We start from the raw sequence: 26,105 nt of genomic DNA on the forward strand, positions 1-26,105 counted from the left end.
AACGGTGGAATAATTCACGTAGAAGCACCTATTTACAGCTCAAAAGTTATGTTATACTGCACAAGCTGTAAGAGTGCTACAAGAATTGCTCATAAGGTATTAGAAGATGGAACTAAAGTAAGAGTATGCAAGAAGTGCGGAGAAACATTCTAATATTTGAAAGGAGGTCAACCGAATGAGTTCAAGACTACAAGAAAAATATATAAACGAAGTAGTTCCAGCTTTAGTAGAAAAGTTTGGATATAAAAACATAATGGAAGTTCCAAGGCTAGAAAAAATTGTGGTAAATATGGGAGTTGGAGAGGCTAAGGATAATCCTAAGGTTCTTGAATCTGCTGTGAATGATTTACAGATAATCACTGGTCAGAAGCCAGTTGTTACAAGAGCAAAGAAGTCCATAGCCAACTTTAAAATAAGAGAGAACATGCCAATAGGATGTAAGGTAACTTTAAGAAAGCAGAAAATGTATGAATTTGCTGATAAGTTAATGAATGTAGCTCTTCCTAGAGTTAGAGACTTTAGAGGCGTTTCAGATAAAGCTTTCGATGGAAGAGGAAACTATTCCTTGGGAGTTAAAGAGCAACTTATATTCCCTGAAATAGAGTATGACAAGATTGATAAAGTAAGAGGTATGGATATAATATTTGTAACAACTGCAAAGACAGATGAGGAAGCAAGAGAATTATTAAGATTCCTCGGAATGCCATTTGTTCAGAAATAAGGAGGGGAAACTGTGGCACGTAAGGCAATAATTGAAAAGTGGAAGAAAGAGCCTAAATATCAGACAAGAGCTTATACAAGATGCAGAATATGTGGAAGACCACATGCTGTGTTAAGAAAGTACGGAATTTGTCGTATTTGTTTTAGAGAGCTTGCTTATAAGGGCCAAATTCCTGGATGCAGAAAAGCAAGCTGGTAATAATTCATTGTAGTGAAAGGAGGCATATTTAATGGTTATGACAGATCCTATCGCAGATTTGTTAACTCGTGTGAGAAACGCAAATACAGCGAGACATGAAATAGTAGAAGTACCTTCTTCAAAAATTAAGAAGGCTATTGTAAATATAATGCTTCAAGAAGGTTACATTAAGGACGTAGAAGAATATAATGACGGTGTTGTTCCAATGTTAAGACTTTCTTTAAAATATGGTCCAGGTAAGGAAAAGATAATTAGCGGATTAAAGAGAATATCAAAGCCTGGTTTAAGAGTTTATTGCAAGAAGGATGAAGTGCCAAAGGTATTAAATGGTCTTGGAGTGGCAATAATCTCTACTTCAAAGGGTCTTTTACCTGATAGAGAAGCTAGAAAATTAGGCTTAGGTGGAGAAGTAATCTGCTACATTTGGTAATACAAGAATAAGAGATTAATTTGAATTTAACATATTTAATTAAGATAGATTATAGTAGCATAGAGTAGCGTGACATGAAGAATGTCACGAGTTATGCTCTAGTACTAATATACGGTTCTATTTTTAGTAGGAATAGACCAAAAGTTAAACTGATATATAAGTATCAGATTATATGTTGGAGATTTAAATCTCCACAAAAGTTTTGTATCGGAAAGATGTAAAGTAACAAAGCAAGATAATGTTTTGTACCAGATAAGTCTAACAGGAGGTGTAGTCATGTCAAGAATAGGAAGATTGCCGATAGCCTTACCTGCAGGAGTAACTGTTACTGTAACGCCAGACAACGTTGTTACAGTAAAAGGAGCAAAGGGACAGTTAACTAAGGCTATGAGCAAGGACATAAAAATTGCTGTTGAAGATAATAGCGTAGTTGTTACAAGATCAAGTGATAGTAAAGAACAAAAAGCACTACATGGCTTAACAAGAGCGTTATTAAATAATATGGTAAAAGGCGTAAGCGAGGGATATCAAAAGTCTCTTGACTTGATAGGTGTAGGATATAGAGCTCAAGTTCAAGGTAAGAAGTTAGTTATGAACCTTGGATACTCTCATCCTGTAGAGATAGAAGCGGTTGAAGGTATTACCTTCGAAACACCAGCAGCAAACAAAGTAGTTGTTAAGGGAATTGATAAAGAGCTAGTTGGTGAAGTAGCTGCAAACATCAGAAGCTGGAGAAAGCCTGAACCTTATAAGGGAAAAGGTATCAAGTATGAAAATGAAGTTATCAGACGTAAGGAAGGTAAGACCGGTAAAAAATAGTTGAAAGGAGTGGACTTTGATGTTTAAGAAAGAAGACAGAAGTTTCTCAAGAAAGAAGCGTCATTTGAGAGTACGTAAAAAAGTTACTGGAACTGCTGAAAGACCAAGACTTTGTGTATTCAGAAGTGAAAGAAATATTTACGCTCAAATCATAGATGATGTAGCTCAAAAGACATTAGTTGCTGCTTCTTCATTAGAAAAGGACTTTGGCGCAAAATTGGGAAGCAACAAAGAAGCTGCTAGATTAGTTGGTCAAATGGTAGCTAAGAGAGCAATTGAAAAAGGTATTAAATCAGTTGTTTTTGATAGAGGTGGATATATTTATCACGGAAGAGTTCAAGAACTTGCTGAAGGAGCAAGAGAAGCTGGCTTAGAATTCTAGAAGGAGGGAAATAAATGAGAATAGATCCTAGCACACTAGACCTTAAAGAAAAAGTTGTTAGTATAAATAGAGTTGCTAAGGTTGTTAAAGGTGGTAGAAACTTCAGGTTCAGCGCCCTTGTAGTAGTAGGCGATGAAAACGGACACGTTGGTGTAGGTATCGGTAAATCCGTAGAAATCCCTGAAGCAATAAGAAAAGGCATTGAGGATGCAAAGAAAAACTTAGTTAGTGTAGCTATAGTTGATAATACAGTTCCTCATGCTGTAGAAGGTGTATTTGGAACAGGTAAAGTTTTAATTATGCCAGCTAGCGAAGGTACAGGAGTTATCGCAGGTGGACCTGTAAGAGCTGTACTTGAATTGGCTGGAATTAAAGACGCTAGAGCTAAATCATTAGGCTCCAATAATCCTAAAAATATGGTAAGTGCAACTATCAACGGTTTAGCATCCTTAAGGACTGCTGAACAGATTGCTAAATTGAGAGGCAAGACCGTTGAAGAGATACTAGGTTAGGAGGGAAATGCCTTGGCTAAACTTAGATTAACTTTAACTAAGAGTCTAATCGGAAGAAAAGCAGAACATATTACTACTGCTAAGACTCTTGGTCTTAAGAAAATAGGAAATGTAGTAGAACATGAGGATACTCCTCAAATAAGAGGTATGGTAAATAAAATTAACTATTTAGTTAAGATTGAAGAAGTATAATAAATGAAGATAGACTGTTTGGTCTGTAATGCAGGAATAATAACAGGAGGTGTAAACTTATGAAACTTCACGAGTTGCAACCAGCTTTTGGTGCTAAAAAATCACCAAAAAGAGTTGGTAGAGGAACCGGTTCTGGATTAGGCAGAAACTCTGGTAAGGGTGAAAAAGGTCAGAATGCAAGAACTGGCGGCGGAGTTAGACCAGGATTTGAAGGTGGTCAGATGCCTTTATATAGAAGACTTCCTAAGAGAGGTTTTACAAATATATTTGCTAAAGAATATGCAGTAATCAACATAGATAGATTAAATGTTTTTGAAGATGGAGCAGTTGTGACACCAGAAGTATTACTTGAAAAAGGTATAGTAAGCAAACTATATGACGGAGTTAAAATACTAGGTAATGGAGACTTGAATAAGAGATTGACAGTAAAAGCAACTAAATTTTCAAAAACAGCTGCTGAAAAAATTGAGGCTGCTGGAGGAAAAGTTGAGGTGATTTAATAATGCTGTCAACTCTCAAAAATGCCTTCAAGGTACCTGAACTTAAAAAGAGGATCTTATTTACATTATTCTTGATTGCGGTATATAGGCTTGGAAGCCATATACCCGTTCCAGGAATAAATAGAGAACTCCTAAGCAGTGCTATGGAGAATAATGAAAATACATTTTTAGGTTTATATAACTTAATGACCGGTGGAGCTATTAGCCAATTTAACATATTTGCTATGGGAGTTGTACCATATATCAATGCCTCCATTATTATGCAATTACTTACTGTTGCTATTCCATATTTGGAGCAGTTAAGTAAAGAAGGTGATGATGGAAGAAAGAGGCTGCAGAAATATACAAGAAATGTAGCCATTGTACTTGGTCTAATTCAAGCATACACTACCTATATTATAATTAGGAATTTCAACGGAATTGCAGATGATTCTGCTATAAATGTATTTTTGATTGTAATTACATTATCAACAGCTTCTTCATTCTTGATGTGGCTTGGTGATGTTATTACTGTTAAAGGCTTAGGAAATGGTGTTTCTCTATTAATATTTATCAATATTTTGTCTAGATTCCCTGATACTATTGCAAGAATATTTGTATCATATAATACTAAGACAATAAATTTAGTTCAATTAATAGTGTTTATCATAGTAGCTATTGCTATGATAATTTCTGTAATAATTATGAGCATGGCAGAAAGAAGAATAAGTGTTCAATATGCTGGCAAAACTGTAGGTAATAAATCTTTTAAAGGACAATCATCTCATATACCTTTTAATTTAACTGCAACTGCAGTTATTGCTATTATATTTGCTGTGTCTGTTATGAATTTCCCAGCGACAATTGCTCAGTTTTTCCCAAAAAAAGCTTGGGCTACTTTCATAACCGATAACGCTTGGAGTCCTTTTAATGATAAATCAGTTTTATATCCAATATTATATGCTATATTAGTTATATTCTTCTCATGGTTCTATGCAGAAATTTACTTCAAGCCAGAAGAAATGGCTGAGAACATATATAAATCAGCAGGATTTATTCCCGGGATCAGACCAGGAAAGCCTACTGCTAAACATATCTCTAAAGTATTAACAAAGGTTGCTATTATTGGGGGAGTATTTGCTACTATAATTGCAATAGTGCCTGTTATAGTACAAAATTATACTTCATTTAAAAATATTTCTCTTGGAGGAACCTCAATATTGATTATGGTAAGCGTAGCTATGGAAACCGTTAGAACTTTAGAGTCCCAGCTTGTAATGAGACATTACCAAGGATTCTTAAAGTAATTGATATTTGGGGATGAATAAATTGAGAATTGTATTAATGGGACCTCCAGGAGCAGGTAAGGGAACGCAAGCTAAGTTAATAAGTTTAAGATATGACATACCGCATATATCTACTGGAGATATATTTAGAAAAAATATTTCTAGGCATACTGGCTTGGGGTTACAGGCAAAGGAATATATAGAGAATGGTGACTTAGTGCCAGATTCTATTACTATATCTTTAGTACTGGAAAGACTTAGCCAAGGAGATTGTCAAAAGGGATTTCTATTAGATGGATTTCCGAGATCTCTTGACCAGGCTAAGGCTCTTGACCAGTACTTAGAAGGATTGGGGAATAAGCTTGATGCAGTGGTACTAATTGATGTGTCAAGTGAATTTATTCTCGATCGAATGACTGGCAGAAGGAGCTGCCCTGTTTGTGGTGCTAGCTATCACATAAAGTATAATCCTCCTGCAACACCAGGAAAATGTGATGTGTGTGGTAACAGTATTATTCACCGTGAAGATGATACTGAGGAAACTCTTAAAGAAAGATTGGAAGTATATCTGTCTCAAACCTCTCCTTTAGTGGGATATTATGAAAATAAAGATATATTGTTTAAAGTGGATGGCAGTAAAGACATTGACCTAGTTTTTGAAAATATATCAAAGGTTTTAGAAGATACTAAAAAATGAAGTTGAACAAGGTATATCTTTAAGACATAAAGCTTATTGGTAAGGCTATATGCATACTCTTGCAGCAATATAAGAGGTAGTGAAGCCTAGTTTTACAACTGCACAAAATAGCAACTGTAGAATAAATATATAACTATGATAAGTAAATCAAGTTTTTGAAGTATAATATTGCCTCTATAAATATAATGGTATTTTCAAAATGCTGTGCTTTCGGCAGTTGATATTTTAAGTATTAGCTGTGTTACCTAATATTAAGGTGCTAGATCTGAGCCGCCAAGTTCATAAGAGAAATACCGGATTGAAATAATTGTATAAATGCAGGCTGTACACATTATAGGGGAAGCAGTGAGGTGAAGGCTTTGAATAAGGAAGAGCTATTAGGCAGAGTGGTACTTTCAACAGCTGGAAGAGATAGCGGTAAGTTGTATATAATAATGGACGTGATTGATGATAACTATGTACTATTGACAGATGGAAAGTTGAGGCCTGAGAGTAAACCAAAGAAAAAAAAGTTGAGGCATCTGCGCTTTACTGATATAATAGCTGAGGAGATAAAGAAAGACATTTTATCAGGAAAAAGGTTGAATGATTCAGCCATAAGAAGTTTTTTGCAGTTAAATGGCATATAAAGGAGGTTTGATTACCTTATGTCAAAAGAAGATGTAATTGAAATGCAAGGTACTGTATTAGAAGCTTTACCAAATGCAACTTTTTTAGTAGAATTGGAAAGTGGCCATAAAATATTAGGTCATATATCTGGAAAATTAAGAATGAATTTTATTAGAATTCTTCCAGGTGATAAAGTTACAGTAGAACTTTCTCCATATGATCTTACTAGAGGAAGAATTACCTGGAGAGCTAAGTAATAAGGAGGGTTAACTATGAAAGTAAGACCGTCAGTAAAACCTATATGCGAAAAATGCAAGGTTATTAGAAGAAAAGGCAGAGTAATGGTTATATGTGAAAACCCTAAGCATAAGCAAAGACAGGGTTAATACTCTTAACCGGTTATTTAGTTTTGGGAGCGGCTGTAGTAGTTTTATAACTACTAACCAAAACTTTATATAAATTTAATAGAACTATAGATGCAAAACCTAGGAGGTGTAAATTTTAATGGCAAGAATTGCTGGTGTAGATATACCAAAAGAGAAGAGAGTTGAGATTGGACTTACTTATATATATGGAATTGGTCTACCAACTTCTCGAAAGATTCTGGCTGAAACCGGAGTAAACCCAGATACTAGAGTAAAAGACTTAACTGAAGAAGAAGTTAATAAGTTAAGAGATTATATCAAGAATATTAAGGTTGAAGGCGACCTAAGAAGAGATGTTGCTTTAAGCATAAAGAGACTTATAGAAATAGGTTGCTACAGAGGAATTAGACATAGAAAGGGCCTTCCAGTAAGAGGACAAAGAACTAAGACTAATGCAAGAACTAGAAAAGGTCCAAAGAGAACAATCGCTGGTAAGAAAAAGAAGTAGTAAGGAGGGAATAGAATGGCAGCTCAAAAGTTGAAAAAGGTAAGAAGAAGAAAAGAAAGAAAAAATGTTGAGCATGGAGCAGCTCATATTAAGTCAACTTTCAACAATTCAATAGTTACAATAACTGACAGCGTAGGAAATGCACTTTCTTGGTCTAGTGCTGGAGCTCTTGGCTTTAGAGGTTCAAGAAAGAGTACTCCTTTTGCTGCTCAGATGGCAGCTGAAACAGCAAGTAAAGCAGCAATGGAACATGGCTTGAAAACTGTTCAGGTATTTGTTAAAGGCCCAGGAGCAGGTAGAGAGGCTGCAATAAGAGCCCTTCAAGCTGCTGGTTTAGAAATAACAATGATCAAGGATGTTACTCCTATACCACATAATGGATGCAGACCACCAAAAAGAAGAAGAGTATAATTATAGAAGCAACAGGAGGTGTAGATTATGGCAAGATATACTGGCGCTGTATGTAGACTTTGCAGAAGAGAAGGTATGAAACTTTTCTTAAAAGGCGACAGATGTTATACAGATAAATGTGCAATAGCTAAAAGAAATTCCGCACCAGGTCAGCACGGTGCAAACAGAAAGAAGTTATCAAACTACGGACTTCAATTAAGAGAAAAGCAGAAGGCAAGAAGAATCTACGGAATCCTAGAAGGTCAGTTCAGAACTTACTATGAAAAGGCTGATAGACTAAAAGGAATCACAGGTGAAAACTTGCTAAGATTACTAGAAATGAGATTAGATAATGTAGTTTATAGATTAGGATACGGAGATTCTAGAAAGGAAGCAAGACAGCTTGTTACTCATGGACATTTCTTAGTAAATGGTAAGAAAGTAGATATTCCTTCTTATCAAGTATCTGTTAATGATGTTATAACAGTTAAAGAGAAGAGCAGACAAAAAGAAATGTTCAAAGCATTTGCTGAAAATCCAAAAACTCTTCCAAATTGGTTGAGCGGAAATCCAGAAAACTTTGAAGGAAAAGTAATTGCTGAGCCATCAAGAGCTGATATTGATGTTCCAATTAACGAAACACTAATCGTTGAGTTATACAGCAAGTAATAATTAATTCATATTGAGGAATTAACATTGAATGGCTTAGTTTGAGATATATACAGCTAAGTAAATAGTTCAAACTTGGCAAAAATGAATCAGTTGCCCTCAAAATAAGGTTGCCATTTAATTAATAAGGAGGGTTTGTGAATGTTAGAGATAGAAAAGCCAAAAATAGAATGTGTAGAATCTAGTGAAGATGGCACATATGGCAAGTTTGTAGTTGAGCCCCTTGAGAGAGGTTATGGAATTACCTTAGGTAATGCCTTAAGGAGAATTCTTCTCTCATCCTTGCCAGGTGTTGCGGCACATGCGGTAAAAATAGATGGAGTTTTACATGAATTTTCTACAATTCCAGGGGTAAAGGAAGATGTTCCTGAATTAATACTTAATATAAAATCCCTGGCTCTGAAAATGCATGGTGAAGGTCCTAAGACTATTACTATTGAAGCTGAAGGACCCGGAGAAGTTAAGGCCGGTGACATTAAAACTGACGGCGATATAGAAGTTGTAAATAAAGACTTACATATTGCTAGCCTTGACGAAGATGGAAAATTGTATATGGAAATAATGGTTAATAGTGGTAGAGGATATGTATCTCAAGCAAAAAATAAAAGAGAAGACTATCCAATATCCACAATTCCCGTTGATTCCATATATACTCCGGTAAAGCGAGTTAACTTTACTGTAGAAAACACAAGAGTAGGTCAGATTACAGATTATGATAAGCTAACTTTAGAAATATGGACTAATGGAACTATCCAGACAGATGAAGCTATTAGCTTATCAGCCAAAATTTTAATTGAGCATTTCAAATTATTTATGACTCTAACAGACCACGCTAATGATGTAGAAATTATGGTAGAAAAAGAAGAAGACAAGAAAGAAAAAGTTCTTGAGATGACTATCGAAGAGCTTGATTTATCTGTCCGAAGCTACAACTGCCTAAAGAGAGCAGGTATAAATACTGTTCAAGAATTAACCGAGAGAACTATAGAAGATATGATGAAGGTTAGAAATCTTGGTAAGAAGTCATTAGAAGAAGTAGAAAAGAAACTTAGTGATCTTGGGTTGAGTTTAAAAGAGAGCGAAGAGTAAGGAGGTATAGACATGGCTGGATATCGTAAATTAGGTCGTCCTACAGACCATAGAAGAGCTATGCTTAGAAATCTAGTTACTAGCTTTTTAAAGCACGGCAAAATAGAAACAACAGTTACTAGAGCTAAAGAAACTAGAGCTCTTGCTGAAAAAATGATCACTCTTGCAAAAAGAGGAGATTTACATGCAAGAAGACAAGTGCTTTCTTTTGTTACAGAGAAGGATGTCGTTGATAACTTATTTGACAATATAGCTCCTAAGTATGCTGAAAGAAAAGGCGGATATACTAGAATGTATAAAGTCGGACCAAGAAGAGGAGACGCAGCAGAAGTTGTAATCCTTGAGTTGGTATAAATGTTTGAAGGGGATTAAGTATATGTCTGACTTAGTCCCCCTTTTATTACAATAAAATGTTTTCCTATTTATTCCTAAGTTCATAAAAAGATTAGTTGTGGAATGTAAATATTCAATATAGAAAGAAAAATCTATATTAAATTATATGTATTGAAGATTATATGTAGTATATATAAGGTATTAGTCCTTAATATAAATTAGATTCAGATACACAATAAGTCTAATTTATATTGGGGATTACATGTAATCCTTAGATGAAAATTAGTCAAACTTATATTGGCTGTTACATTGATTAAAAGGGGTTAGATTTATGCCAGATAATATGATAAGTTGTGAAAATGTAGTATTTAAGTATCAATCTCAGGATGGCCAGACAGATAAGATAGCAGTAGATGGCGTTGATCTAGAGGTAAAAAAGGGTGAGTTTTTAGTTATTTTGGGCCATAACGGATCTGGAAAGTCTACAATCGCTAAACACATGAACGCTTTATTGCTTCCTAGTGAAGGTAAAGTTTATGTTGATGGTATGGATACATCCCAAGAAGATTTGCTTTGGAAGATAAGAAGTAAAGCGGGTATGGTTTTTCAAAATCCAGATAATCAACTAGTGGCAACTATAGTTGAAGAAGATGTAGCTTTTGGACCTGAAAACTTAGGAATACCAAGTGATGAGATTAGACGTAGAGTTGACGAATCTTTAAAGACCGTCAATATGTATGATTATAGAAAACACGCCCCTCACTTATTATCCGGTGGTCAAAAGCAAAGAGTTGCTATTGCAGGTATATTGGCTATGAGGCCAGATTGCATAATTTTAGATGAACCTACAGCTATGTTAGATCCATCTGGTAGAAAGGAAGTAATTAATACTATAAAGGAGCTTAATAAAAATTTTGGAATTACTATTATTCTTATCACTCATTATATGGAAGAGGCTGTGGAGGCTGACAGAATTATAGTAATGGATGAAGGTAAAGTAAAAATGGAAGGAACACCTAAAGAGATCTTTAGTAAAGTACCAGAGATGAAAAGTATAGGTTTGGATGTGCCACAGGTTACAGAAATAGCCTATGAACTAAATAAGAAGGGTATTAATATTAGCACAGATATTTTAACAATTAGTGAGATGGTGAATGCGTTATGTCAATTAAAATAGAGAATTTAACACATATATATATGCAAGGAACCCCCTTTGAAAAGAAGGCATTGGATAATGTGACTGTAGAAATAAAGGATGGAGAGTTTGTAGCATTGATTGGACATACAGGTTCTGGTAAGTCTACCTTTGTTCAACACTTAAATGGTCTATTAAAGCCTAGCAGCGGTAAAATTATAGTTAATGATACATGTATTACTGATAGTAAAGTAAAGCTAAGTGAAATTAGAAAGAAAGTTGGACTTGTATTTCAATATCCAGAATATCAATTGTTTGAGGAAACCATTGAAAAGGATATAAGCTTTGGACCACGTAATCTAGGTCTATCGGAAGAAGAGATTAATTCTAGAGTAAAAAGGGCCATGGAAATAGTAGGCTTAAACTACGAGAAGTATAAGGATAAGTCTCCCTTTGAACTTAGTGGAGGGCAAAAGAGAAGGGTAGCTATAGCTGGGGTTGTGGCTATGGAACCGGAGGTACTTATCTTAGATGAGCCTACTGCTGGATTGGATCCTAAAGGCCGAGATGAGATTTTATATCAGATTAAAAAATTGCATAGTGAATATGGTATGACAATTATTCTTGTGTCTCATAGCATGGAGGATGTAGCAAAACTGGCAGATAGAATTTTAGTTATGCATAAGGGCAAAGCCATATTAGATGGTAAGCCGGCAGAGGTATTTAAAGAAAGTGAATTGCTAGAGTCTGTAGGGTTGGCAGTGCCTCAGGTTACATATTTAGTAAAGGAACTAAGGAAAAAGGGCTTTGATCTGTCAGAGGATATTTTTACTACCAGCCAGGCTGTAGAAGCTTTACAAAGAATTTTAAAGTAGCTGGAAGAAGGTGAATAGATGATAAAGAATATAACTATAGGTCAATATGTGCCTGGAGAATCATTTGTGCACAAATTAGATCCTAGGATAAAAATTATATTATCCCTTGTATTCATAGTTAATCTTTTTATAATTGATAATTTTACAGGATACATACTTATAATTTTATTATTGGCTACTATATTAGCTATAGCAAAATTATCACCGAAATTCATATATAAGGGGTTAAAGCCAGTTTTCGTTCTTTTGATAATAACTGCAGTGCTTAATGTTTTTACCGTTAGAAATGGAAATTTGGTTTTTCAATTAGGTTTTCTGAAAGTTTATGATCAAGGTTTGATACAAGCAGCTTTCATGGCATTAAGATTAATATTTTTAATTGCAGGTACTTCTATATTAACTCTTACCACTTCTCCTATAGAGTTAACAGATGGAATAGAGAAGTTGTTAAAGCCTTTTGAAAGAATTGGGGTGCCTGCTCACGATATAGCTATGATAATGACTATAGCACTAAGATTCATACCAACTCTTATAGATGAAACTGATAAAATTATGAAGGCCCAGATGGCTAGAGGAGCAGATTTTGATTCTGGAAATATTATAGCCAAAGCAAAGAGCTTAATTCCTTTGTTAGTTCCTCTCGTTATTAGTTCTTTTAGAAGAGCTGATGAACTATCTATGGCAATGGAAGCTAGATGTTATAAAGGTGGAGAAGGCAGAACCAGAATGAAGGTCTTAAAATTAAGCTATAATGATTTTATAGCTGTACTCTTTTTTATTTTATTAATAGTAGTAACCATATTAATCAACAAGACCAATTTACCTTAAATATATGGTGATAAAATGAGGAATATAAAATTAGTTTTGGAGTATGATGGTACTGCTTATGCTGGATGGCAAAGGCAAAAAAATGCGCCTACAATTCAAGAGTCCGTGGAGAGAAGTGTTTTAAGTATAACAGGAGAAGAAATTTCTGTAACAGGTTGCAGCAGAACGGATGCAGGAGTGCATGCCAAAGAATTTGTGTGCAACTTTCATACAAATAGTATGATTGCTGAAGGTAAGTTTAGAGATGCGTTAAATGCTAAGCTTCCTGAGGACATTCGGATACATAAATCTTTAGAAGTTGAAGAGGATTTTCATTCAAGGTATGACTGTAAAGGGAAAACTTACTGTTATACTATACTAAATCAAGAAGTTAATTCTCCTATTTATAGAAATTATGTATGTCATATAAGGCAACCCTTAAATATATATGATATGAGCCTTGCAGCAAAGTATTTTGTAGGAACTCATGACTTTCAAGCCTTTAGAAAATTAGGTAGTTCTGTAAAAACAACAGTAAGAACTATAAGTCAATTAGAAGTATTAAAAGAGGGAAAATTCATAAAAATATATGGAACTGCAGATGGTTTTTTATATAACATGATGAGGATTATAGCTGGTACCTTAATTGATGTTGGTCAAGGTAAGATTTTACCTGAGCAGATACCTTTAATTTTAGATGGAAAGCCAGGAGTAAGGCCAGGAAAGGTTGCTCCAGCCCAAGGTTTATGCTTGGAAAAGGTTTATTATTAATTCATGTATTTTCTCAAAAATGCATTGACACGCCCGGCTGATTGTATTATAATGATAATGTTTGTTAATGGAAGCTAATAAGATCCACTAGCCCCGGGTCTTTTAATAGAAAAGTAATAAACACAGGTTTTATTAGGGAGGGAAAAAGATGAAATCATACATTGCAAAGCCAAATGAAGTAGAGAGAAAATGGTATGTAGTTGATGCTGCAGGAAAACCATTAGGTAGAGTTGCTAGCCAGGTTGCTACAATATTAAGAGGTAAGAATAAGCCAACATTCACACCAAATGTTGATACTGGAGATTACGTTATAGTTATTAATGCTGAAAAGGTAGTTTTAACAGGAAAGAAACTAGATCAAAAGGTTATGAGACATCACTCATTATATCCAGGTGGATTAAAAGAAACTCCTTACAGAGAAGTTTTAGCTAAAAAGCCAGAATTCGCTTTTGAAGAAGCAGTTAGAAGAATGCTTCCAAAGGGACCTCTTGGAAGAAAAATGCTTAAGAAGCTTAAGGTATACAGAGGTGCTGAACACAATAATGCAGCACAAAAACCAGAAGTACTTGAATTAAAGTACTAATGGAAGATGGAGGGAGGAAAAATCATGGCTAAAGTTCAATATAGTGCAACAGGAAGAAGAAAGAAGTCCATTGCTAGAGTAAGACTTGTTCCAGGAGAAGGAAAAGTTGTTATAAATAACAGAGATATGGATACATATTTCGGTTTAGAAACATTAAAGATAATAGTTAATCAGCCACTTGTTCTTGTTGGATTAAAGGATAAGTTTGATGTACTTGTAAATGTACACGGAGGTGGATTTACAGGTCAGGCTGGAGCTATAAGACACGGTATAGCTAGAGCTCTTGTTAAATCTGATGAAACTCTTAAGAGCACACTTAAGCAGGCTGGTTTCTTAACTAGAGATCCAAGAATGAAGGAAAGAAAGAAATACGGTCTTAAAAAGGCAAGAAGAGCTTCTCAGTTCTCAAAGAGATAATTATCAAAGAGATTACAAACCCCAAGAATTCGATATTCTTGGGGATATTTTTTATCCAATTTTACTTGATTGGTGCTTTTTTTGTTTTACCTCTTAAAATACTCTCCATTATGTTAGCTGTTTTGATTTTTGAACTTATCGACAACACCAGTATATACACTAGCCGTAATTTAGATATTCTTCAATTTATCTTGAAGTCTATTGATAGCTAGGAAAATAGCTTTCTCTTATTCTGGTGTTAATTCTGTTTCTAACCAGCATGACAATGTATAGTTGGCCATATTAAGTTCATTAGCTACTTCCCATTGATTTGTATGATGTCTTTTAAAAAAATAATGAATATAGAATTTGATCACTATAAATTCCTCTTTCTTGACAGACTTTATATGAACATATAGAATTTTTTATATTCAATTAGTTTTTGTACAATACTTATGGGATAATGATATATGTTTAATATTTTTTGAATATTAATATATTTTAAGGAGGAAATGAATAATGACTTTAGTGCAAGAAATAAAACAAATAATAGAGAAATGTTTGGATGAGGGAAAAGAAATAGCTTTATTTCCATTGGGAGATATCTGACTTCAGACTAAATTGATAATGAAAGAAATTTATGGCATAGAAACAGCATATATTTTTGATAATCATGTTTGTAGATATAATAAAGAAGTATTTCCACTATCTGAAGTTGATAATTTGAATCTAGATAATGTTGTATTCATATTTACACTAGCAAAGGATAGCGAAAATTTCCAACTATTAATGGATCAGCTGAATGAAAAAAAACTTGAATATTATGAATTGAAGTTTCCTTATTATGATACTTCTCCAAATGTAACTGGTAAAGTAGGAAGACATTCCTATGGAGATATTATTACAACATATAGCATAAACTTTTGCGAAAGTATAGGGGCATTTTGTAGCTTTGCAGAAGGAACAAGATTGGTTCAAAATCATGCTACTCAATATATGTCAACAAGTCCATTCATTTATCATGATAAGGCTGTAAACGATTATTTGCCAGATACATTTGAAGATAATAAAAATTGTGAATGGTATATCGAGGGGATTAAACCTAAGGGAATAATACCAAAGGCAAAAAAACTAAAATTGGTAACGATGTTTGGCTTGGTCGTAATGTTACTATTACAAATGGAGCAAACATAGGAAATGGAGTTATTGCTGGAGCTGGCGCTGTTATCACCAAGGATGTTCCTGACTATGCTATTGTTGTTGGAGCACCAGCAAAGATTGTACGTTACAGATATAATCCAGAACAGATTGAAGCTCTTAATAGGATATGTTGGTGGGATTGGTCAGATGAGCAAATTAGGGAACGATACGATGATTTCTTTTTACCCATAGATGATTTTATTGCTAAATATGATCCAAAATAATGGGTATAGGGTTATCATAGAATGAGAATTAGTCAGTGCACAAAGAGATAATCTTGCAAGAAAGTAAGTATAAGGAGCGCAAGTGTGGGCGCTCCTTAAAATTTTTTAGCCATTTTTCTTTATATTATTTTATTTGACATGTATAATGGTGATAAATAATTAATTATATGGGATTAACGGTAAATATTAAATTTACAATTAATAGAAGGCAACTCTCAATTAACTAATTTTACTGTTAGAGCTAAATGGACAGTGAAAATGATAAATAATTAATATTATCTATATACATAAGGAGAAATTCGTTTATGGATAAGGAATATATATTAGTTATAGATGATGATGTGGATTTTTCCATGCTAATTTGCGATATGTTAGAGGATAATGGGTATACAGTAAAGTATGCTGATAGCATGGATAAAGCTTATAGGATACTTTCAGAAAATATGGCTCAGCTTATATTATTGGATATTAATCTTCCAGATGGCACTGGTTTTGAGTTGTGCAGGGAGTTAAGAAGGGTTTCAAATGTTCCTATAATTTTTGCAAGCGCTCGAACAAGCGAGAAGGATAAGGTGGATGGACTTGATATGGGGGGAGATGATTATCTATCTAAACCCTACTCACTTAAGGAATTACTTTCACGAATTAATGCCATTATTCGGAGAACATACGGGACTAAGGAAGGCTATAACTCTATTAAAATAATTACTCCAGATAATAGTGAGGTAGTGGTTGACAAGAACTCTAGGCTTGTGAAGAAAGATGGCGTAGTTGTAGGTCTGGCACCTAAGGAATATGATTTGCTTATTTATTTGATTGAAAATAAAGGGAAGGTTCTTACTAAAGAACTAATCATAAATAAGGTATGGGGACCATATAGTGACGTTGAGCAATCCACTCTTACAGTGCATATAAGATGGCTTAGAGAAAAATTTGAAAAGGAACCCTCCAAGCCTAAATGGATAAAGACAGTTTGGGGCCTAGGATATATGATGGAGTGATAAGAGAAATGAAAAGAAATACATCAAGAAAAAATTTAATAGTACTTACAGTTGTAATGTTGTTATTTCTTTCAATTATCTTTCTTTTTTTGCTTGTAGTTAATAATAAAGTAAAAGATAAGACAGATTTAGCAAATTCAAAAGGTGAATTGATTGTGGCATTAAATGAAGTTAGAAGGCTCAATGAAACAGATTCTAGACTAGCCATGGACAAGCTTCATAAGCTGATGGAAGCAATTAAAGAAACAGATACTATACAGAATATGGATTACAGTGTTTTGATTCTTATCACCTTTATTAGTTGTGTTATTTTTGTTATAGTGGTTTTTACATGCATCTACAACCTTATATTAAAACCCTTTGATGAACTTGAAGAATATGCAGAGGAAATTGCCTCTGGAAATTTTGAAAAAGATTTTAGATATAAACGTGTAAACATGTTTGGAAGATTCACCTGGGCCTTTGACCACATGAGAACAGAAATAATCAATGCAAGGCAAAGAGAAAAAGAGGCAATAGAAAATAATAAAACTGTTATAGCAACTTTATCCCATGATATAAAGACTCCAATAGCGTCAATAAGAGGTTATGCAGAAGCTCTTATTATGAACATGGATAAGAATATAGAACGGAGAGAAAGATATGCACAAGTAATAATGAAAAAATGTGACGAGGTTGCCCAAATTACAAATGATATATTTGTACATTCCCTTCACGATCTTAATCATCTTGTGATAAAGAAAGAAAAGGTTCTTATTCATGAGCTAATTAAAAGTTGCATAGAAAATTTAGGTATGGATGATAGAGTCAAACTAGTGAGGGAACCTGATGAAGCAGAGCTACTCTATGCAGATAAAAATAGGATTGAGCAGATAATTGGAAATATAATTGCAAACTCAAAGAAGTATGCACCGAACTCAAATATTGAAATAGAAACGAGAATTATTGATAGGGAAGAAGGTATTTCATTTAATTTTAAGGTAGAAAAAGTATACGAAATTAAGATAAGAGATTATGGACCAGGGATATCTGATGAAGATATGCCTTTTGTATTTGAGAAATTTTACAGAGGAAAAAATGTGGGCAATCAGCCAGGTGCTGGTCTGGGACTTTTTATTGTAAATTATATTTGTGAACAGATGGGCGGAAAAGTCAGTTTGGAAAATGACAATGGACTTATTGTCAGGCTATATTTTCCTGTAGAATAAAAAGCAACTTCGGTTGCTTTTTTTATAAGTTAGATTTCTTAAGGATTTCATAATAATTTGTTTGATATTTTATATATGAGAGTAAATAAAAGCAGTCTAAATGAATTGAGAAAGTTGAGGAATGAACAATGAAAAATGTTATTTTAGAGGCTAATAAACTTTGCAAAAGTTTTTCAAATGAAGGTGTACAAAATCATGTTTTAAATGACTTGGACTTAAAGATTTATGAAGGGGACTTCACAGTAATCATGGGTTCTTCCGGATCAGGAAAGTCAACACTGTTATATAGTCTGTCAGGTATGGATAAGCCAACAGCAGGAAAGGTTTTATATCGTGGACAAGATATAACAAAGTACAATGAAAAGAAAATTTCGGATTTAAGAGTGTATGAGTTTGGATTTGTATTTCAGCAGGTTCATCTGGTGGGAAATCTTTCATTAGAAGAGAATATTTTAGTTCCGGGATATATGAATAATAGTATGAGTCAAAAGGAAGTTAAAGAAAGGGCAGCAATACTAATGGAAAAGATGAATATTTCTGCTGCTGCAAAACGTTTGCCTTCTCAGGTTTCTGGTGGAGAGGCGCAGAGAGCGGCAATTGCAAGAGCAGTAATCAACAAGCCAGGATTATTATTTGCAGATGAACCAACCGGTGCTTTAAACAGAAAAAACACCGAGGGGGTATTACAGCTGATGACAGAGCTTAATAGGGATGGCCAAAGTATATTAATGGTTACACACGATATTAAGGCAGCAATTTTTGCAAATAGATTAATTTATTTGGAGGATGGGAAAGTGTGTGGTGAACTTGAACTTTCTCCCTTTGATCCAGAAAAGAGAAAAAGTAGAGAAATACAGGTAAATGCATGGCTAATTTCTATGCAATGGTAGAGAAAGCAAAAAAAGAAAATCTATGAGGAGGCCAAAGGTCATTGGAGACTTGGGGATAAAGAGAGGAGGCTTATGGTGAAACATATTACTACAGTAATAAAGGGAAACATGAGAAAAAACAAAGGGGTTTATATTGGCATATTCCTATTAATGATGCTGCTTTCTATTACTTTTTTTTCTATAATAACATTTTATATTAATTCTAATAAGAGAGTTGAAAAGGTTATGGAGGCAAATGGTTTTGGAGATATGCTTGCAGCTCTTAGACCATATCTTCAACTTCAAAAATTGGGAGTTGAACCTGAAACTATAGCAAATAACATTAAATATTGTGAGGACGTCAGTGATGTGAAAATGTCTGATGTTATTTATACAATGTTAAGAGATTGTAATGGCCATTCAAGCGGAAGCAACTTATTAATACTTTCTCAAGATGATAAAAGCTTACACTATACTCAGTATGATGAAAATTGTAAGGTAATTAATAAGAAACTGGAGAAAGGTGAAGTAAGCGTACCAACTAGCTACATAGGTATGTACGACTGTAAGATTGGGGATATTATAGTGCTAGGAAATGATAATAATACTCGTGCCTATACAGTAGCATCATATTTTGAGGATCCATTTATGGGAGCTTCCGTGATAGGTATTAAGACTGTTTTGACATCAGAGGAAAGCTTTAAAGAGATGCTTGACATGGCAAACAGCTATGAAATAGAAGATAAAAATATGATTTTTCAAAGATCAAAGCTACTTAATATACAGAAAAAAGAAGGTTCTAACTTAAATTCTATAGAGTTTGAAAAAGAACTAAATTCAAAGAGTGATTTTGCAGGTTATTGTTTCATAAGTTTTTCAAAGGAACAAGCCCATGAATACATGATGATGATTTCAAATATATTTTCAGCCATATTGATTCTTTTTGTAATAATTTTTCTTGTAGCTACATTTATTGTGCTAGGTCATAATATAAAAAGTGGAATTGAGTTTGATTATAAAAATATTGGGATTTTAAAAGCAGTAGGAATGACCAATAGAGATTTGCGCACCACAATAGTTATAGGTTATCTATCTGCTGCCTTTATGGGAATATTGGTGGGAATTCCTATATCAATTCCGGTGGTGAAATTCATAAGTAAGGTAACAATGCCATCCTCGGGCCTTTTCCTTTCAAGTAAGATGAATCCATTACTAATTATGGTTTCAATAGTGGTTATGTTGCTTATGATTGTACTATTTATTTTATTAAAGACAGTAAAATTAAAAAGACTTACTCCACTTAAAGCTATCAACGGTGGATTAAATAGTGTGCATTTTTCCAGCAGATTAAAACTGCCCATTTCTAAAAAACTTTTGAACGCATCCTTGGCCTACAGACAGTTTGTGTCAGAAAAGAAACAGTATATCGCAGCCATTATTATTACGTCCCTTTTAACAGCATGTATAATCATGATGAATGATGCCTGTAAGTGGGCCAATAATCAGGATACGATGATAAATATGTTTTCTGTTGCCAAGAGTGATATTAATGCAAGATATATTTCCAAAGAGGTGGAAGCAAGGGCAGATGAAATTATAGGATTATATACAAACTATGAGAAGTATAAAAGTGGAAGTCAGTATATGATTTTTGATGATTTGTTAATGTATTGTTATATTATTGACAGACCGGAATTTCTTGCATCAATTATGGAAGGGAGAGCTTGTCTTTATGATAATGAAATTGTCATTACACCCTTAATGGCTGAGGGCTTTAATCTGAAAATTGGCGATGAAGTCAATATTAAAAAGGATGGAAGAGAAGAAACTTTTTTAGTAAGTGGAATATATAATTCAGCCTACGATGTGGGTAAAAATTTTGCCATGAGTTATGAAGGCTATAAGAAATTTATAGATGAAGATAATGGAAGTAGTAAGCTTGTAGATATAAATTATTTAGTGGATGATAGAACAGTAGTGACAAAGGTTATCAAAGAACTGTCCCATGAGTATAAATATGGTGTGGATTTTGCAATGGTAGATGCACATAGTGAGGAAGCAGGATCATTTGAACAGTTAGCAATTATTCAACTGGCTATTTATGGAATTACAGTTTTAATATATGTCTTGGGAGCTATTTTCGTAATAATCACTGTGTCCATTCTTTGCGGAAAAATTATTATAAAGGAAAAAAGAGATTATGGTATATATAAATCTCTTGGATTTACATCTAAAAAGATTAGAATTCAGCTTGTAGTAAGATTTGTAGTTTCATCAGTGATTGGATCAATTATTGGAATAGTACTTGATCTTCTGTTTAGCAGGTATCTGTTTGACTTAATATTTAAATCCTTTGGAATATACAATTTTGAGAAGGATTTTAGTATTCTTTCAAGGATAATTCCAATTGTATTTATGGCAGTTGTATTTGCATTGGCAGCTTATGTTAAGTCAGGAAGAGTCAAAAGGGTAGAAGCTAGAGTGCTTATTGTAGAGTAATTATTCAATAGACCTTCGAAACAATACAATAGTATGTTATCGAAGGTTTTTATTGTATACATACCAAATTATATATAATCCACCTTTTTTTCATAAAGTTGTTGTAACATTTGATTATTTAGGCTGTTTTATTAGTGAACTTTAGATGATACTAAGGATTATGTAAGTTTGGTACAGTGAGCTAAGGAGCAAATAGTAACTCCATTGTGGTGTGCAATTAAGCTAAAAAATGTTGACACGTTAGGACAATCCGTTGGATTTATTTTTAGCAACTGATGTGGAGAATTATATTATGATAAAGAGACTTATCCATATTTAAGTGCTTTGTATTATAGAAAGATGGCTGAAGAGGTAGAAAATCATGGGTTGAATATATATGTACTTGTAATTATATCTGAAAAAGATACTCTTTTAAATTTTAGTAATTCAGATGGGATGCTTATATTTATATAAAAGAAATATATTAGTCTATGATTTTTAGATTAGTTATAAGATGTCAGATTGATTAAGATCTGACGTTTTTTTAGTAAATATTGGGGAAAACTATGTATGTTAAATCTATGTTAAGTATTACAAAAAGCATAACTATTTTGCAAAAATAATGATAATATTATCATGGAATTTTTAAATGTATATTTTAATGCCTATGATGAAATAATATATTGGAGGGATTTGTTTGGAAGTTACGCAAATGCTTGTTCAGCTTGTAGGAGGATTAGGACTATTCCTTTACGGAATGAAAGTAATGGGTGATGGTCTTGAAAATGCAGCTGGAGATCGATTAAAAGGAATTTTAGAGAAAGTTACTTCTAATAAGTTTGTAGCGGTAGCTGTTGGTACTGTTGTTACCATGATTATCCAAAGTAGTAGTGCTACTACGGTAATGGTAGTAGGATTTGTTAATGCAGGATTGATGAATTTATTCCAAGCTACTGGAGTTATCATGGGAGCTAATATAGGAACTACTATTACTGCTCAGATGGTATCATTAAATTTAACATCTGTAGCACCTATTTTCATTGGCATAGGAACAGCATTAGTTATCTTTTCTAAGGGGAAAAAGAACAGGGAAATTGGTAATATAGTATTAGGCTTTGGTGTTTTATTTTTAGGTATGGACATAATGGGAGCTGCTATGGAGCCTTTTCGGCAAAATGAAGGCTTTAAAAATATTATGCTATTAATGTCAGAAAATTGGATTATTGCCCTTGGCACAGGATTACTAATGACTGCCATAATACAAAGTTCTTCTGCTACCACTGGTATATTGATAGTTTTAGCTAGTCAAGGAGAGATTACCTTATCGGTGGCTATTCCATTCATATTTGGCTGTAATATAGGAACTTGTGTTACTGCTCTTTTATCCAGTGTTGGAGCCTCTAAAAGTGCTAGAAAAGCAGCTTTAATTCATGTTATATTCAATATCATTGGTACTGTAATTTTTATACCATTAAGAGATTACTTAGTAGATATTGCTCAATTGATAAGACCAGGAAACTCACCTCGTGATATACAGAGACAAATTGCTAACATACACACCATATTTAACGTAGCGAACACCTTTATATTAATATGGTTTACAAAGTATTTGGTTGCATTTGTTAATAAGCTTATCCCAGGTGAAGATGAAAAAGAAGTTATGGGAACTAAGTACATAGATGATAGAGTTTTGCAAACTCCAGTTATAGCTGTAGGACAGATGGTTAAGGAAACTATAAGAATGGCTAACAAGGCTAAGGAAAATTTAGAAATAGCTATGAGAGCTTTTGAATCAAATGATGAAAACTTAATTAAAAAGGTTTATGAGAATGAAAAATTAATAAATTTACTAGAAAATGAGATTACAGACTATCTAATAAAGTTATCTAATACTAACCTATCAGAGGAACAATTAGCTATAGTAACTTCAACTTTCCATGTGGTTAATGATATAGAAAGAATAGGAGATCATGCAGAGAATATTGCAGATTTAACAACAGAAAAAATTGTAAGAAAACTGGATTTTTCTGAGGAAGCTATAGAAAATTTAGGTCATATGTACAAGTATACTATAAATTCTTTAGAAGGTAGCATAGATAGCTATGAACATCATGATGTGGAAAAGGCTAAAAGTATAACTTCGATTGAGGAGAGAATCGATACTCTTGAGAGGGAATATAGAGAAGCTCACATTAAGAGATTGAATGCTGGCCAATGTGGAGCTTATTGCGGAGCTGTATTTTTAGATATTATAAGTAATTTAGAAAGAATAGGAGACCATGCTATTAATATAGCGGAGACAGTTGTTAATAATTAATTTTACAGCTTGTAGCGTCAGGATGTATAAATTTATTCTGTAGCTATTATTGGAAAAGCGAGCTTACTCGCTTTTTTTATTATATTTGAAATTTAATGTTTTTATTGAAGGCTATATCTTTGGTAGTTCATTTGATATTTATAATAATTTTTAATGATTAGGGAAAAATAAAAAAAGATACTAAATTAAAGAAAGGAGGAAACTACTTTTAAAATCTAGTTAAGTTGATTTTAGAAATTAGGCCTTTATGAAGATTAAAAAGAGTATAATAAAAGTTTGTAATATCTTTCTGTTAATGTTTTTTGCTGTCATGATCTTTTTCCCTCCTATTTACATAAAAGCAGATAATTCAAAAAAGACTATTCTAGTAGATCCTGGTCATGGTGGAATAGATGGAGGAGCTGTGGCTAAAGATGGAACTTTAGAGAAGGATATAAATCTAACTATCTCTAAAAAGGTAAGGGATCTGTTAGTAAAAGAAGGGTATAAGGTTATAATGTCAAGAGAGGAGGATAAAAGTCTTAGCAGTGAGGGAGGAACCATTAGAAAAAGGAAGTTAGAGGATTTAGATAATAGGCAAAAGCTTATTAGAACAAGTCAATCTGATATGTTTATTAGTATTCATCTAAATGCTTTTCCTCAGCGTCAATATTATGGAGCTCAAGTATGGTATGCTTCTAATAAAAAAAGTGAGAACTTTGCAGTAATGATGCAAAATAATTTGAAAGAAGACCTAGATCCCAATAATAAAAGAATGGCAAAGGATGCTAAGGATAGTTTTATAATTATGAGAAATCCTCCAGATATACCTGCTATAATGATTGAATGTGGATTTTTATCTAACGAGGCTGAGGCTCAAAGGCTAAAAAGTGATAGTTATCAGCAGCAATTAGCTCAATCTATAGCTAGAACAGTTAATATGTATTTTGAGAAAAATCCTCAATAATAGTCTTATAGAAATTTGATTGATTATGCTAAAAGCGATATATTTCCTGGGAAATATATCGCTTTTTGATTGTTAGTGACTAAATTAGAATGACTTAGTCCTTATATAAATTAAGAATCTATGGAAAAAGTAATAGAATCTGTGTATAATGATTTTTAGAAGATTATTGGGGGTGGCATATTGAGGGAAATAGACATTTCTCAAATTATTGAAACGGTAAAGAATTTATGCATAGAGGCTAACTATAACTTATCGGGAGATATTTATCGTAGATTAGAAGAGGCTTTAGAGGAGGAAGAAGAGCTACTGCCTAAGGATATATTATCTAAAATATTAGAAAATGCAGAGATTGCTAAGAAAGAGCAAGTTCCCATGTGCCAAGATACTGGAATGGCCTGTGTTTTTGTTGAAATTGGACAAGATGTTCATATAACTGGGGGCAGTTTAGAGGAAGCGATAAATGAAGGGGTAAGAAGAGGCTACCAAGAAGGATATTTAAGAAAGTCTGTAGTGAAAGATCCTATATTTAGAGAAAATACTAAAGATAATACACCAGCTATAATATATTATGACGTGAAGCCTGGAGATAAGTTGAAGATTACTATAGCTCCTAAGGGCTTTGGTTCTGAAAATATGAGTCAGATTGCAATGTTGAAGCCTTCTGATGGTATAGAAGGAGTTAAGAAATTCATATTAAAAGTTGTAATGGAGGCAGGTTCCAATCCATGTCCTCCAGTAGTAGTAGGAGTAGGTATAGGAGGAACCTTTGACAAAGCAGCACTGTTGGCTAAGAAGGCCTTGCTTAGACCTATTAATCAAAGGAACGAAAATCCTTATTATGCAGATCTTGAAAAAGAAGTGTTGGAAGTTATAAATGAAAGCAACATAGGGCCTCAAGGTTTTGGAGGAAAAACTACGGCCTTAGCTGTTAACATTGAAACTTTTCCTACCCACATTGCAGGGCTACCGGTGGCAGTAAATATAAACTGTCATGCAACTAGACATTTGGAAAGGGAAATATAAGGAGGGGGATAAAGTGTATAAAGTTATAAATACTCCTTTAGTAAGAGAAGCGGTAGAGGGGCTTAATTGTGGTGATAGGGTATACATTAATGGTTACATTTATACTGCAAGAGATGCGGCCCATAAGAAAATGACAGAACTATTAGCACAAGGTAAGGAGTTGCCAATTAAACTTGAGGATAGCATAATATACTATGTAGGTGCTACACCGGCAAAACCGGGACAAGTAATTGGTTCAGCAGGTCCTACTACAAGTGGAAGAATGGATGCCTATGCACCAAGTTTATTAGATTTAGGTCTTAGGGGCATGATAGGTAAAGGCCAAAGAAATGAATCGGTCATAAAATCTATGGTTAAAAATAAAGCTGTTTATTTTGCTGCTATTGGTGGTGCAGGAGCCTTAATAGCTAAAAGTATTAAGTCTGCAAAGGTGGTAGCCTATGAAGAATTAGGGACGGAGGCTATCATGGAGTTACAAGTTGAAAATTTTCCTGCTATCGTAGCTATTGATTGCAGAGGAAATTCCATATATAGTAGATAATGAACTTGATTAAGAATGCTTAATGTTGAAAAGTGTGTCATGAAGTTGTAGG

The 26,105-nt window shown here is 33.7% G+C and carries 36 protein-coding genes; 35 read left to right on the forward strand and 1 reads right to left on the reverse strand.

Annotation, left to right across the window (positions count from 1 at the left end; all coding sequences use genetic code 11):
- From rplX to rpsI, 25 genes are all read left to right on the forward strand, one after another.
- Nucleotides 1-153, forward strand: a 153-nt coding sequence (gene rplX / locus N3C_RS08170; protein ID WP_074365545.1) for a 50S ribosomal protein L24, incomplete at its 5' end; no start/stop codon positions are given.
- Between the two features lie 22 nt (nucleotides 154-175).
- Nucleotides 176-721 (forward strand): 50S ribosomal protein L5, encoded by a 546-nt coding sequence (rplE, locus tag N3C_RS08175; protein ID WP_074365546.1) that lies wholly within the window; start codon nucleotides 176-178, stop codon nucleotides 719-721.
- Nucleotides 722-733: 12 nt separating this feature from the next.
- On the forward strand, nucleotides 734-919 hold the full coding sequence (locus N3C_RS08180) for a type Z 30S ribosomal protein S14 (RefSeq protein ID WP_074365547.1): 186 nt from the start codon (nucleotides 734-736) through the stop codon (nucleotides 917-919).
- Between the two features lie 31 nt (nucleotides 920-950).
- Nucleotides 951-1,349 carry a 30S ribosomal protein S8 gene (gene rpsH / locus N3C_RS08185; RefSeq protein ID WP_074365548.1) on the forward strand — a complete coding sequence of 133 codons (399 nt, stop codon included), beginning with the start codon at nucleotides 951-953 and terminating at the stop codon, nucleotides 1,347-1,349.
- A gap of 276 nt (nucleotides 1,350-1,625) precedes the next feature.
- Nucleotides 1,626-2,168: a 50S ribosomal protein L6 gene (gene rplF / locus N3C_RS08190; protein WP_074365549.1), complete on the forward strand. Its 543-nt coding sequence runs from the start codon at nucleotides 1,626-1,628 to the stop codon at nucleotides 2,166-2,168.
- Between the two features lie 19 nt (nucleotides 2,169-2,187).
- Nucleotides 2,188-2,550, forward strand: coding sequence for a 50S ribosomal protein L18 (rplR, locus tag N3C_RS08195; protein ID WP_074365550.1), 363 nt, complete (start codon nucleotides 2,188-2,190; stop codon nucleotides 2,548-2,550).
- Between the two features lie 14 nt (nucleotides 2,551-2,564).
- Nucleotides 2,565-3,062, forward strand: coding sequence for a 30S ribosomal protein S5 (rpsE, locus tag N3C_RS08200; RefSeq protein WP_074365551.1), 498 nt, complete (start codon nucleotides 2,565-2,567; stop codon nucleotides 3,060-3,062).
- Nucleotides 3,063-3,074: 12 nt separating this feature from the next.
- Nucleotides 3,075-3,254 carry a 50S ribosomal protein L30 gene (rpmD, locus tag N3C_RS08205; protein WP_074365552.1) on the forward strand — a complete coding sequence of 60 codons (180 nt, stop codon included), beginning with the start codon at nucleotides 3,075-3,077 and terminating at the stop codon, nucleotides 3,252-3,254.
- A gap of 59 nt (nucleotides 3,255-3,313) precedes the next feature.
- Nucleotides 3,314-3,754, forward strand: coding sequence for a 50S ribosomal protein L15 (rplO, locus tag N3C_RS08210; RefSeq protein ID WP_074365553.1), 441 nt, complete (start codon nucleotides 3,314-3,316; stop codon nucleotides 3,752-3,754).
- 2 nt (nucleotides 3,755-3,756) lie between these two features.
- On the forward strand, nucleotides 3,757-5,040 hold the full coding sequence (secY, locus tag N3C_RS08215; RefSeq protein ID WP_074365554.1) for a preprotein translocase subunit SecY: 1,284 nt from the start codon (nucleotides 3,757-3,759) through the stop codon (nucleotides 5,038-5,040).
- Nucleotides 5,041-5,062: 22 nt separating this feature from the next.
- Complete coding sequence (locus N3C_RS08220; RefSeq protein WP_074365555.1) at nucleotides 5,063-5,716, forward strand: adenylate kinase; 654 nt, start codon at nucleotides 5,063-5,065, stop codon at nucleotides 5,714-5,716.
- A 350-nt stretch (nucleotides 5,717-6,066) separates the two neighbouring features.
- Entirely contained in the window at nucleotides 6,067-6,345 is a 279-nt protein-coding gene (locus N3C_RS08225; RefSeq protein WP_242944067.1) for a KOW domain-containing RNA-binding protein, read from the forward strand.
- Between the two features lie 18 nt (nucleotides 6,346-6,363).
- Nucleotides 6,364-6,582, forward strand: coding sequence for a translation initiation factor IF-1 (gene infA, locus N3C_RS08230; protein WP_074365556.1), 219 nt, complete (start codon nucleotides 6,364-6,366; stop codon nucleotides 6,580-6,582).
- 15 nt (nucleotides 6,583-6,597) lie between these two features.
- Nucleotides 6,598-6,711 carry a 50S ribosomal protein L36 gene (gene rpmJ / locus N3C_RS08235; protein ID WP_009488082.1) on the forward strand — a complete coding sequence of 38 codons (114 nt, stop codon included), beginning with the start codon at nucleotides 6,598-6,600 and terminating at the stop codon, nucleotides 6,709-6,711.
- A 118-nt stretch (nucleotides 6,712-6,829) separates the two neighbouring features.
- The gene (gene rpsM, locus N3C_RS08240) at nucleotides 6,830-7,198 is read left to right on the forward strand and encodes a 30S ribosomal protein S13 (protein ID WP_074365557.1); all 369 of its coding nucleotides are present in this window, start codon (nucleotides 6,830-6,832) and stop codon (nucleotides 7,196-7,198) included.
- 15 nt (nucleotides 7,199-7,213) lie between these two features.
- Nucleotides 7,214-7,609: a 30S ribosomal protein S11 gene (gene rpsK, locus N3C_RS08245; RefSeq protein ID WP_074365558.1), complete on the forward strand. Its 396-nt coding sequence runs from the start codon at nucleotides 7,214-7,216 to the stop codon at nucleotides 7,607-7,609.
- 27 nt (nucleotides 7,610-7,636) lie between these two features.
- Nucleotides 7,637-8,257 (forward strand): 30S ribosomal protein S4, encoded by a 621-nt coding sequence (rpsD, locus tag N3C_RS08250; RefSeq protein WP_074365559.1) that lies wholly within the window; start codon nucleotides 7,637-7,639, stop codon nucleotides 8,255-8,257.
- Nucleotides 8,258-8,398: 141 nt separating this feature from the next.
- The gene (locus N3C_RS08255; RefSeq protein ID WP_074365560.1) at nucleotides 8,399-9,346 is read left to right on the forward strand and encodes a DNA-directed RNA polymerase subunit alpha; all 948 of its coding nucleotides are present in this window, start codon (nucleotides 8,399-8,401) and stop codon (nucleotides 9,344-9,346) included.
- A 12-nt stretch (nucleotides 9,347-9,358) separates the two neighbouring features.
- Nucleotides 9,359-9,700 (forward strand): 50S ribosomal protein L17, encoded by a 342-nt coding sequence (rplQ, locus tag N3C_RS08260; protein WP_074365561.1) that lies wholly within the window; start codon nucleotides 9,359-9,361, stop codon nucleotides 9,698-9,700.
- A 310-nt stretch (nucleotides 9,701-10,010) separates the two neighbouring features.
- Nucleotides 10,011-10,856 (forward strand): energy-coupling factor transporter ATPase, encoded by an 846-nt coding sequence (locus N3C_RS08265; RefSeq protein ID WP_074365562.1) that lies wholly within the window; start codon nucleotides 10,011-10,013, stop codon nucleotides 10,854-10,856.
- Entirely contained in the window at nucleotides 10,841-11,689 is an 849-nt protein-coding gene (locus tag N3C_RS08270; RefSeq protein ID WP_074365563.1) for an energy-coupling factor transporter ATPase, read from the forward strand. The genes N3C_RS08265 and N3C_RS08270 overlap by 16 nt, the downstream gene beginning before the upstream one ends.
- An 18-nt stretch (nucleotides 11,690-11,707) precedes the next feature.
- Nucleotides 11,708-12,517 (forward strand): energy-coupling factor transporter transmembrane component T family protein, encoded by an 810-nt coding sequence (locus tag N3C_RS08275; protein WP_074365564.1) that lies wholly within the window; start codon nucleotides 11,708-11,710, stop codon nucleotides 12,515-12,517.
- A gap of 15 nt (nucleotides 12,518-12,532) precedes the next feature.
- Nucleotides 12,533-13,267, forward strand: a complete 735-nt coding sequence (gene truA, locus N3C_RS08280; RefSeq protein ID WP_074365565.1) for a tRNA pseudouridine(38-40) synthase TruA — start codon at nucleotides 12,533-12,535, stop codon at nucleotides 13,265-13,267.
- A 148-nt stretch (nucleotides 13,268-13,415) separates the two neighbouring features.
- The gene (gene rplM / locus N3C_RS08285) at nucleotides 13,416-13,850 is read left to right on the forward strand and encodes a 50S ribosomal protein L13 (RefSeq protein WP_074365566.1); all 435 of its coding nucleotides are present in this window, start codon (nucleotides 13,416-13,418) and stop codon (nucleotides 13,848-13,850) included.
- A gap of 24 nt (nucleotides 13,851-13,874) precedes the next feature.
- On the forward strand, nucleotides 13,875-14,267 hold the full coding sequence (gene rpsI / locus N3C_RS08290) for a 30S ribosomal protein S9 (protein WP_074365567.1): 393 nt from the start codon (nucleotides 13,875-13,877) through the stop codon (nucleotides 14,265-14,267).
- Between the two features lie 227 nt (nucleotides 14,268-14,494).
- Here rpsI and N3C_RS15435 read toward each other — a convergent pair whose 3' ends face one another.
- Nucleotides 14,495-14,623, reverse strand: coding sequence for a hypothetical protein (locus N3C_RS15435; RefSeq protein WP_278281069.1), 129 nt, complete (start codon nucleotides 14,621-14,623; stop codon nucleotides 14,495-14,497).
- Nucleotides 14,624-14,873: 250 nt separating this feature from the next.
- Between N3C_RS15435 and N3C_RS14725 the strand changes: the two genes are divergently transcribed.
- From N3C_RS14725 to N3C_RS08335, 10 genes are all read left to right on the forward strand, one after another.
- A complete protein-coding gene (locus N3C_RS14725; RefSeq protein ID WP_083604479.1) occupies nucleotides 14,874-15,440 on the forward strand; it encodes an LbetaH domain-containing protein in 567 nt (188 codons plus the stop codon).
- Nucleotides 15,419-15,670, forward strand: a complete 252-nt coding sequence (locus tag N3C_RS15515; RefSeq protein ID WP_373432803.1) for an LbetaH domain-containing protein — start codon at nucleotides 15,419-15,421, stop codon at nucleotides 15,668-15,670. The genes N3C_RS14725 and N3C_RS15515 overlap by 22 nt, the downstream gene beginning before the upstream one ends.
- A 305-nt stretch (nucleotides 15,671-15,975) precedes the next feature.
- Nucleotides 15,976-16,671, forward strand: coding sequence for a response regulator transcription factor (locus tag N3C_RS08300; protein ID WP_074365568.1), 696 nt, complete (start codon nucleotides 15,976-15,978; stop codon nucleotides 16,669-16,671).
- Between the two features lie 8 nt (nucleotides 16,672-16,679).
- The gene (locus N3C_RS08305) at nucleotides 16,680-17,879 is read left to right on the forward strand and encodes a HAMP domain-containing sensor histidine kinase (RefSeq protein WP_074365593.1); all 1,200 of its coding nucleotides are present in this window, start codon (nucleotides 16,680-16,682) and stop codon (nucleotides 17,877-17,879) included.
- Between the two features lie 128 nt (nucleotides 17,880-18,007).
- On the forward strand, nucleotides 18,008-18,769 hold the full coding sequence (locus N3C_RS08310) for an ABC transporter ATP-binding protein (RefSeq protein ID WP_074365569.1): 762 nt from the start codon (nucleotides 18,008-18,010) through the stop codon (nucleotides 18,767-18,769).
- A gap of 75 nt (nucleotides 18,770-18,844) precedes the next feature.
- Nucleotides 18,845-21,247: an ABC transporter permease gene (locus N3C_RS08315; RefSeq protein WP_074365570.1), complete on the forward strand. Its 2,403-nt coding sequence runs from the start codon at nucleotides 18,845-18,847 to the stop codon at nucleotides 21,245-21,247.
- Nucleotides 21,248-21,923: 676 nt separating this feature from the next.
- Nucleotides 21,924-23,543 carry a Na/Pi cotransporter family protein gene (locus tag N3C_RS08320; RefSeq protein WP_074365571.1) on the forward strand — a complete coding sequence of 540 codons (1,620 nt, stop codon included), beginning with the start codon at nucleotides 21,924-21,926 and terminating at the stop codon, nucleotides 23,541-23,543.
- A gap of 247 nt (nucleotides 23,544-23,790) precedes the next feature.
- The gene (cwlD, locus tag N3C_RS08325) at nucleotides 23,791-24,489 is read left to right on the forward strand and encodes an N-acetylmuramoyl-L-alanine amidase CwlD (RefSeq protein ID WP_074365572.1); all 699 of its coding nucleotides are present in this window, start codon (nucleotides 23,791-23,793) and stop codon (nucleotides 24,487-24,489) included.
- Nucleotides 24,490-24,669: 180 nt separating this feature from the next.
- Nucleotides 24,670-25,512, forward strand: coding sequence for a fumarate hydratase (locus tag N3C_RS08330; RefSeq protein WP_074365573.1), 843 nt, complete (start codon nucleotides 24,670-24,672; stop codon nucleotides 25,510-25,512).
- A 13-nt stretch (nucleotides 25,513-25,525) separates the two neighbouring features.
- Nucleotides 25,526-26,053 carry a Fe-S-containing hydro-lyase gene (locus tag N3C_RS08335; RefSeq protein ID WP_074365574.1) on the forward strand — a complete coding sequence of 176 codons (528 nt, stop codon included), beginning with the start codon at nucleotides 25,526-25,528 and terminating at the stop codon, nucleotides 26,051-26,053.
- Nucleotides 26,054-26,105: the final 52 nt, after the last annotated feature.

Source organism: Clostridium sp. N3C, from assembly GCF_900095445.1.
Taxonomy (GTDB): Bacteria; Bacillota; Clostridia; order Clostridiales; family Clostridiaceae; genus Clostridium_AU.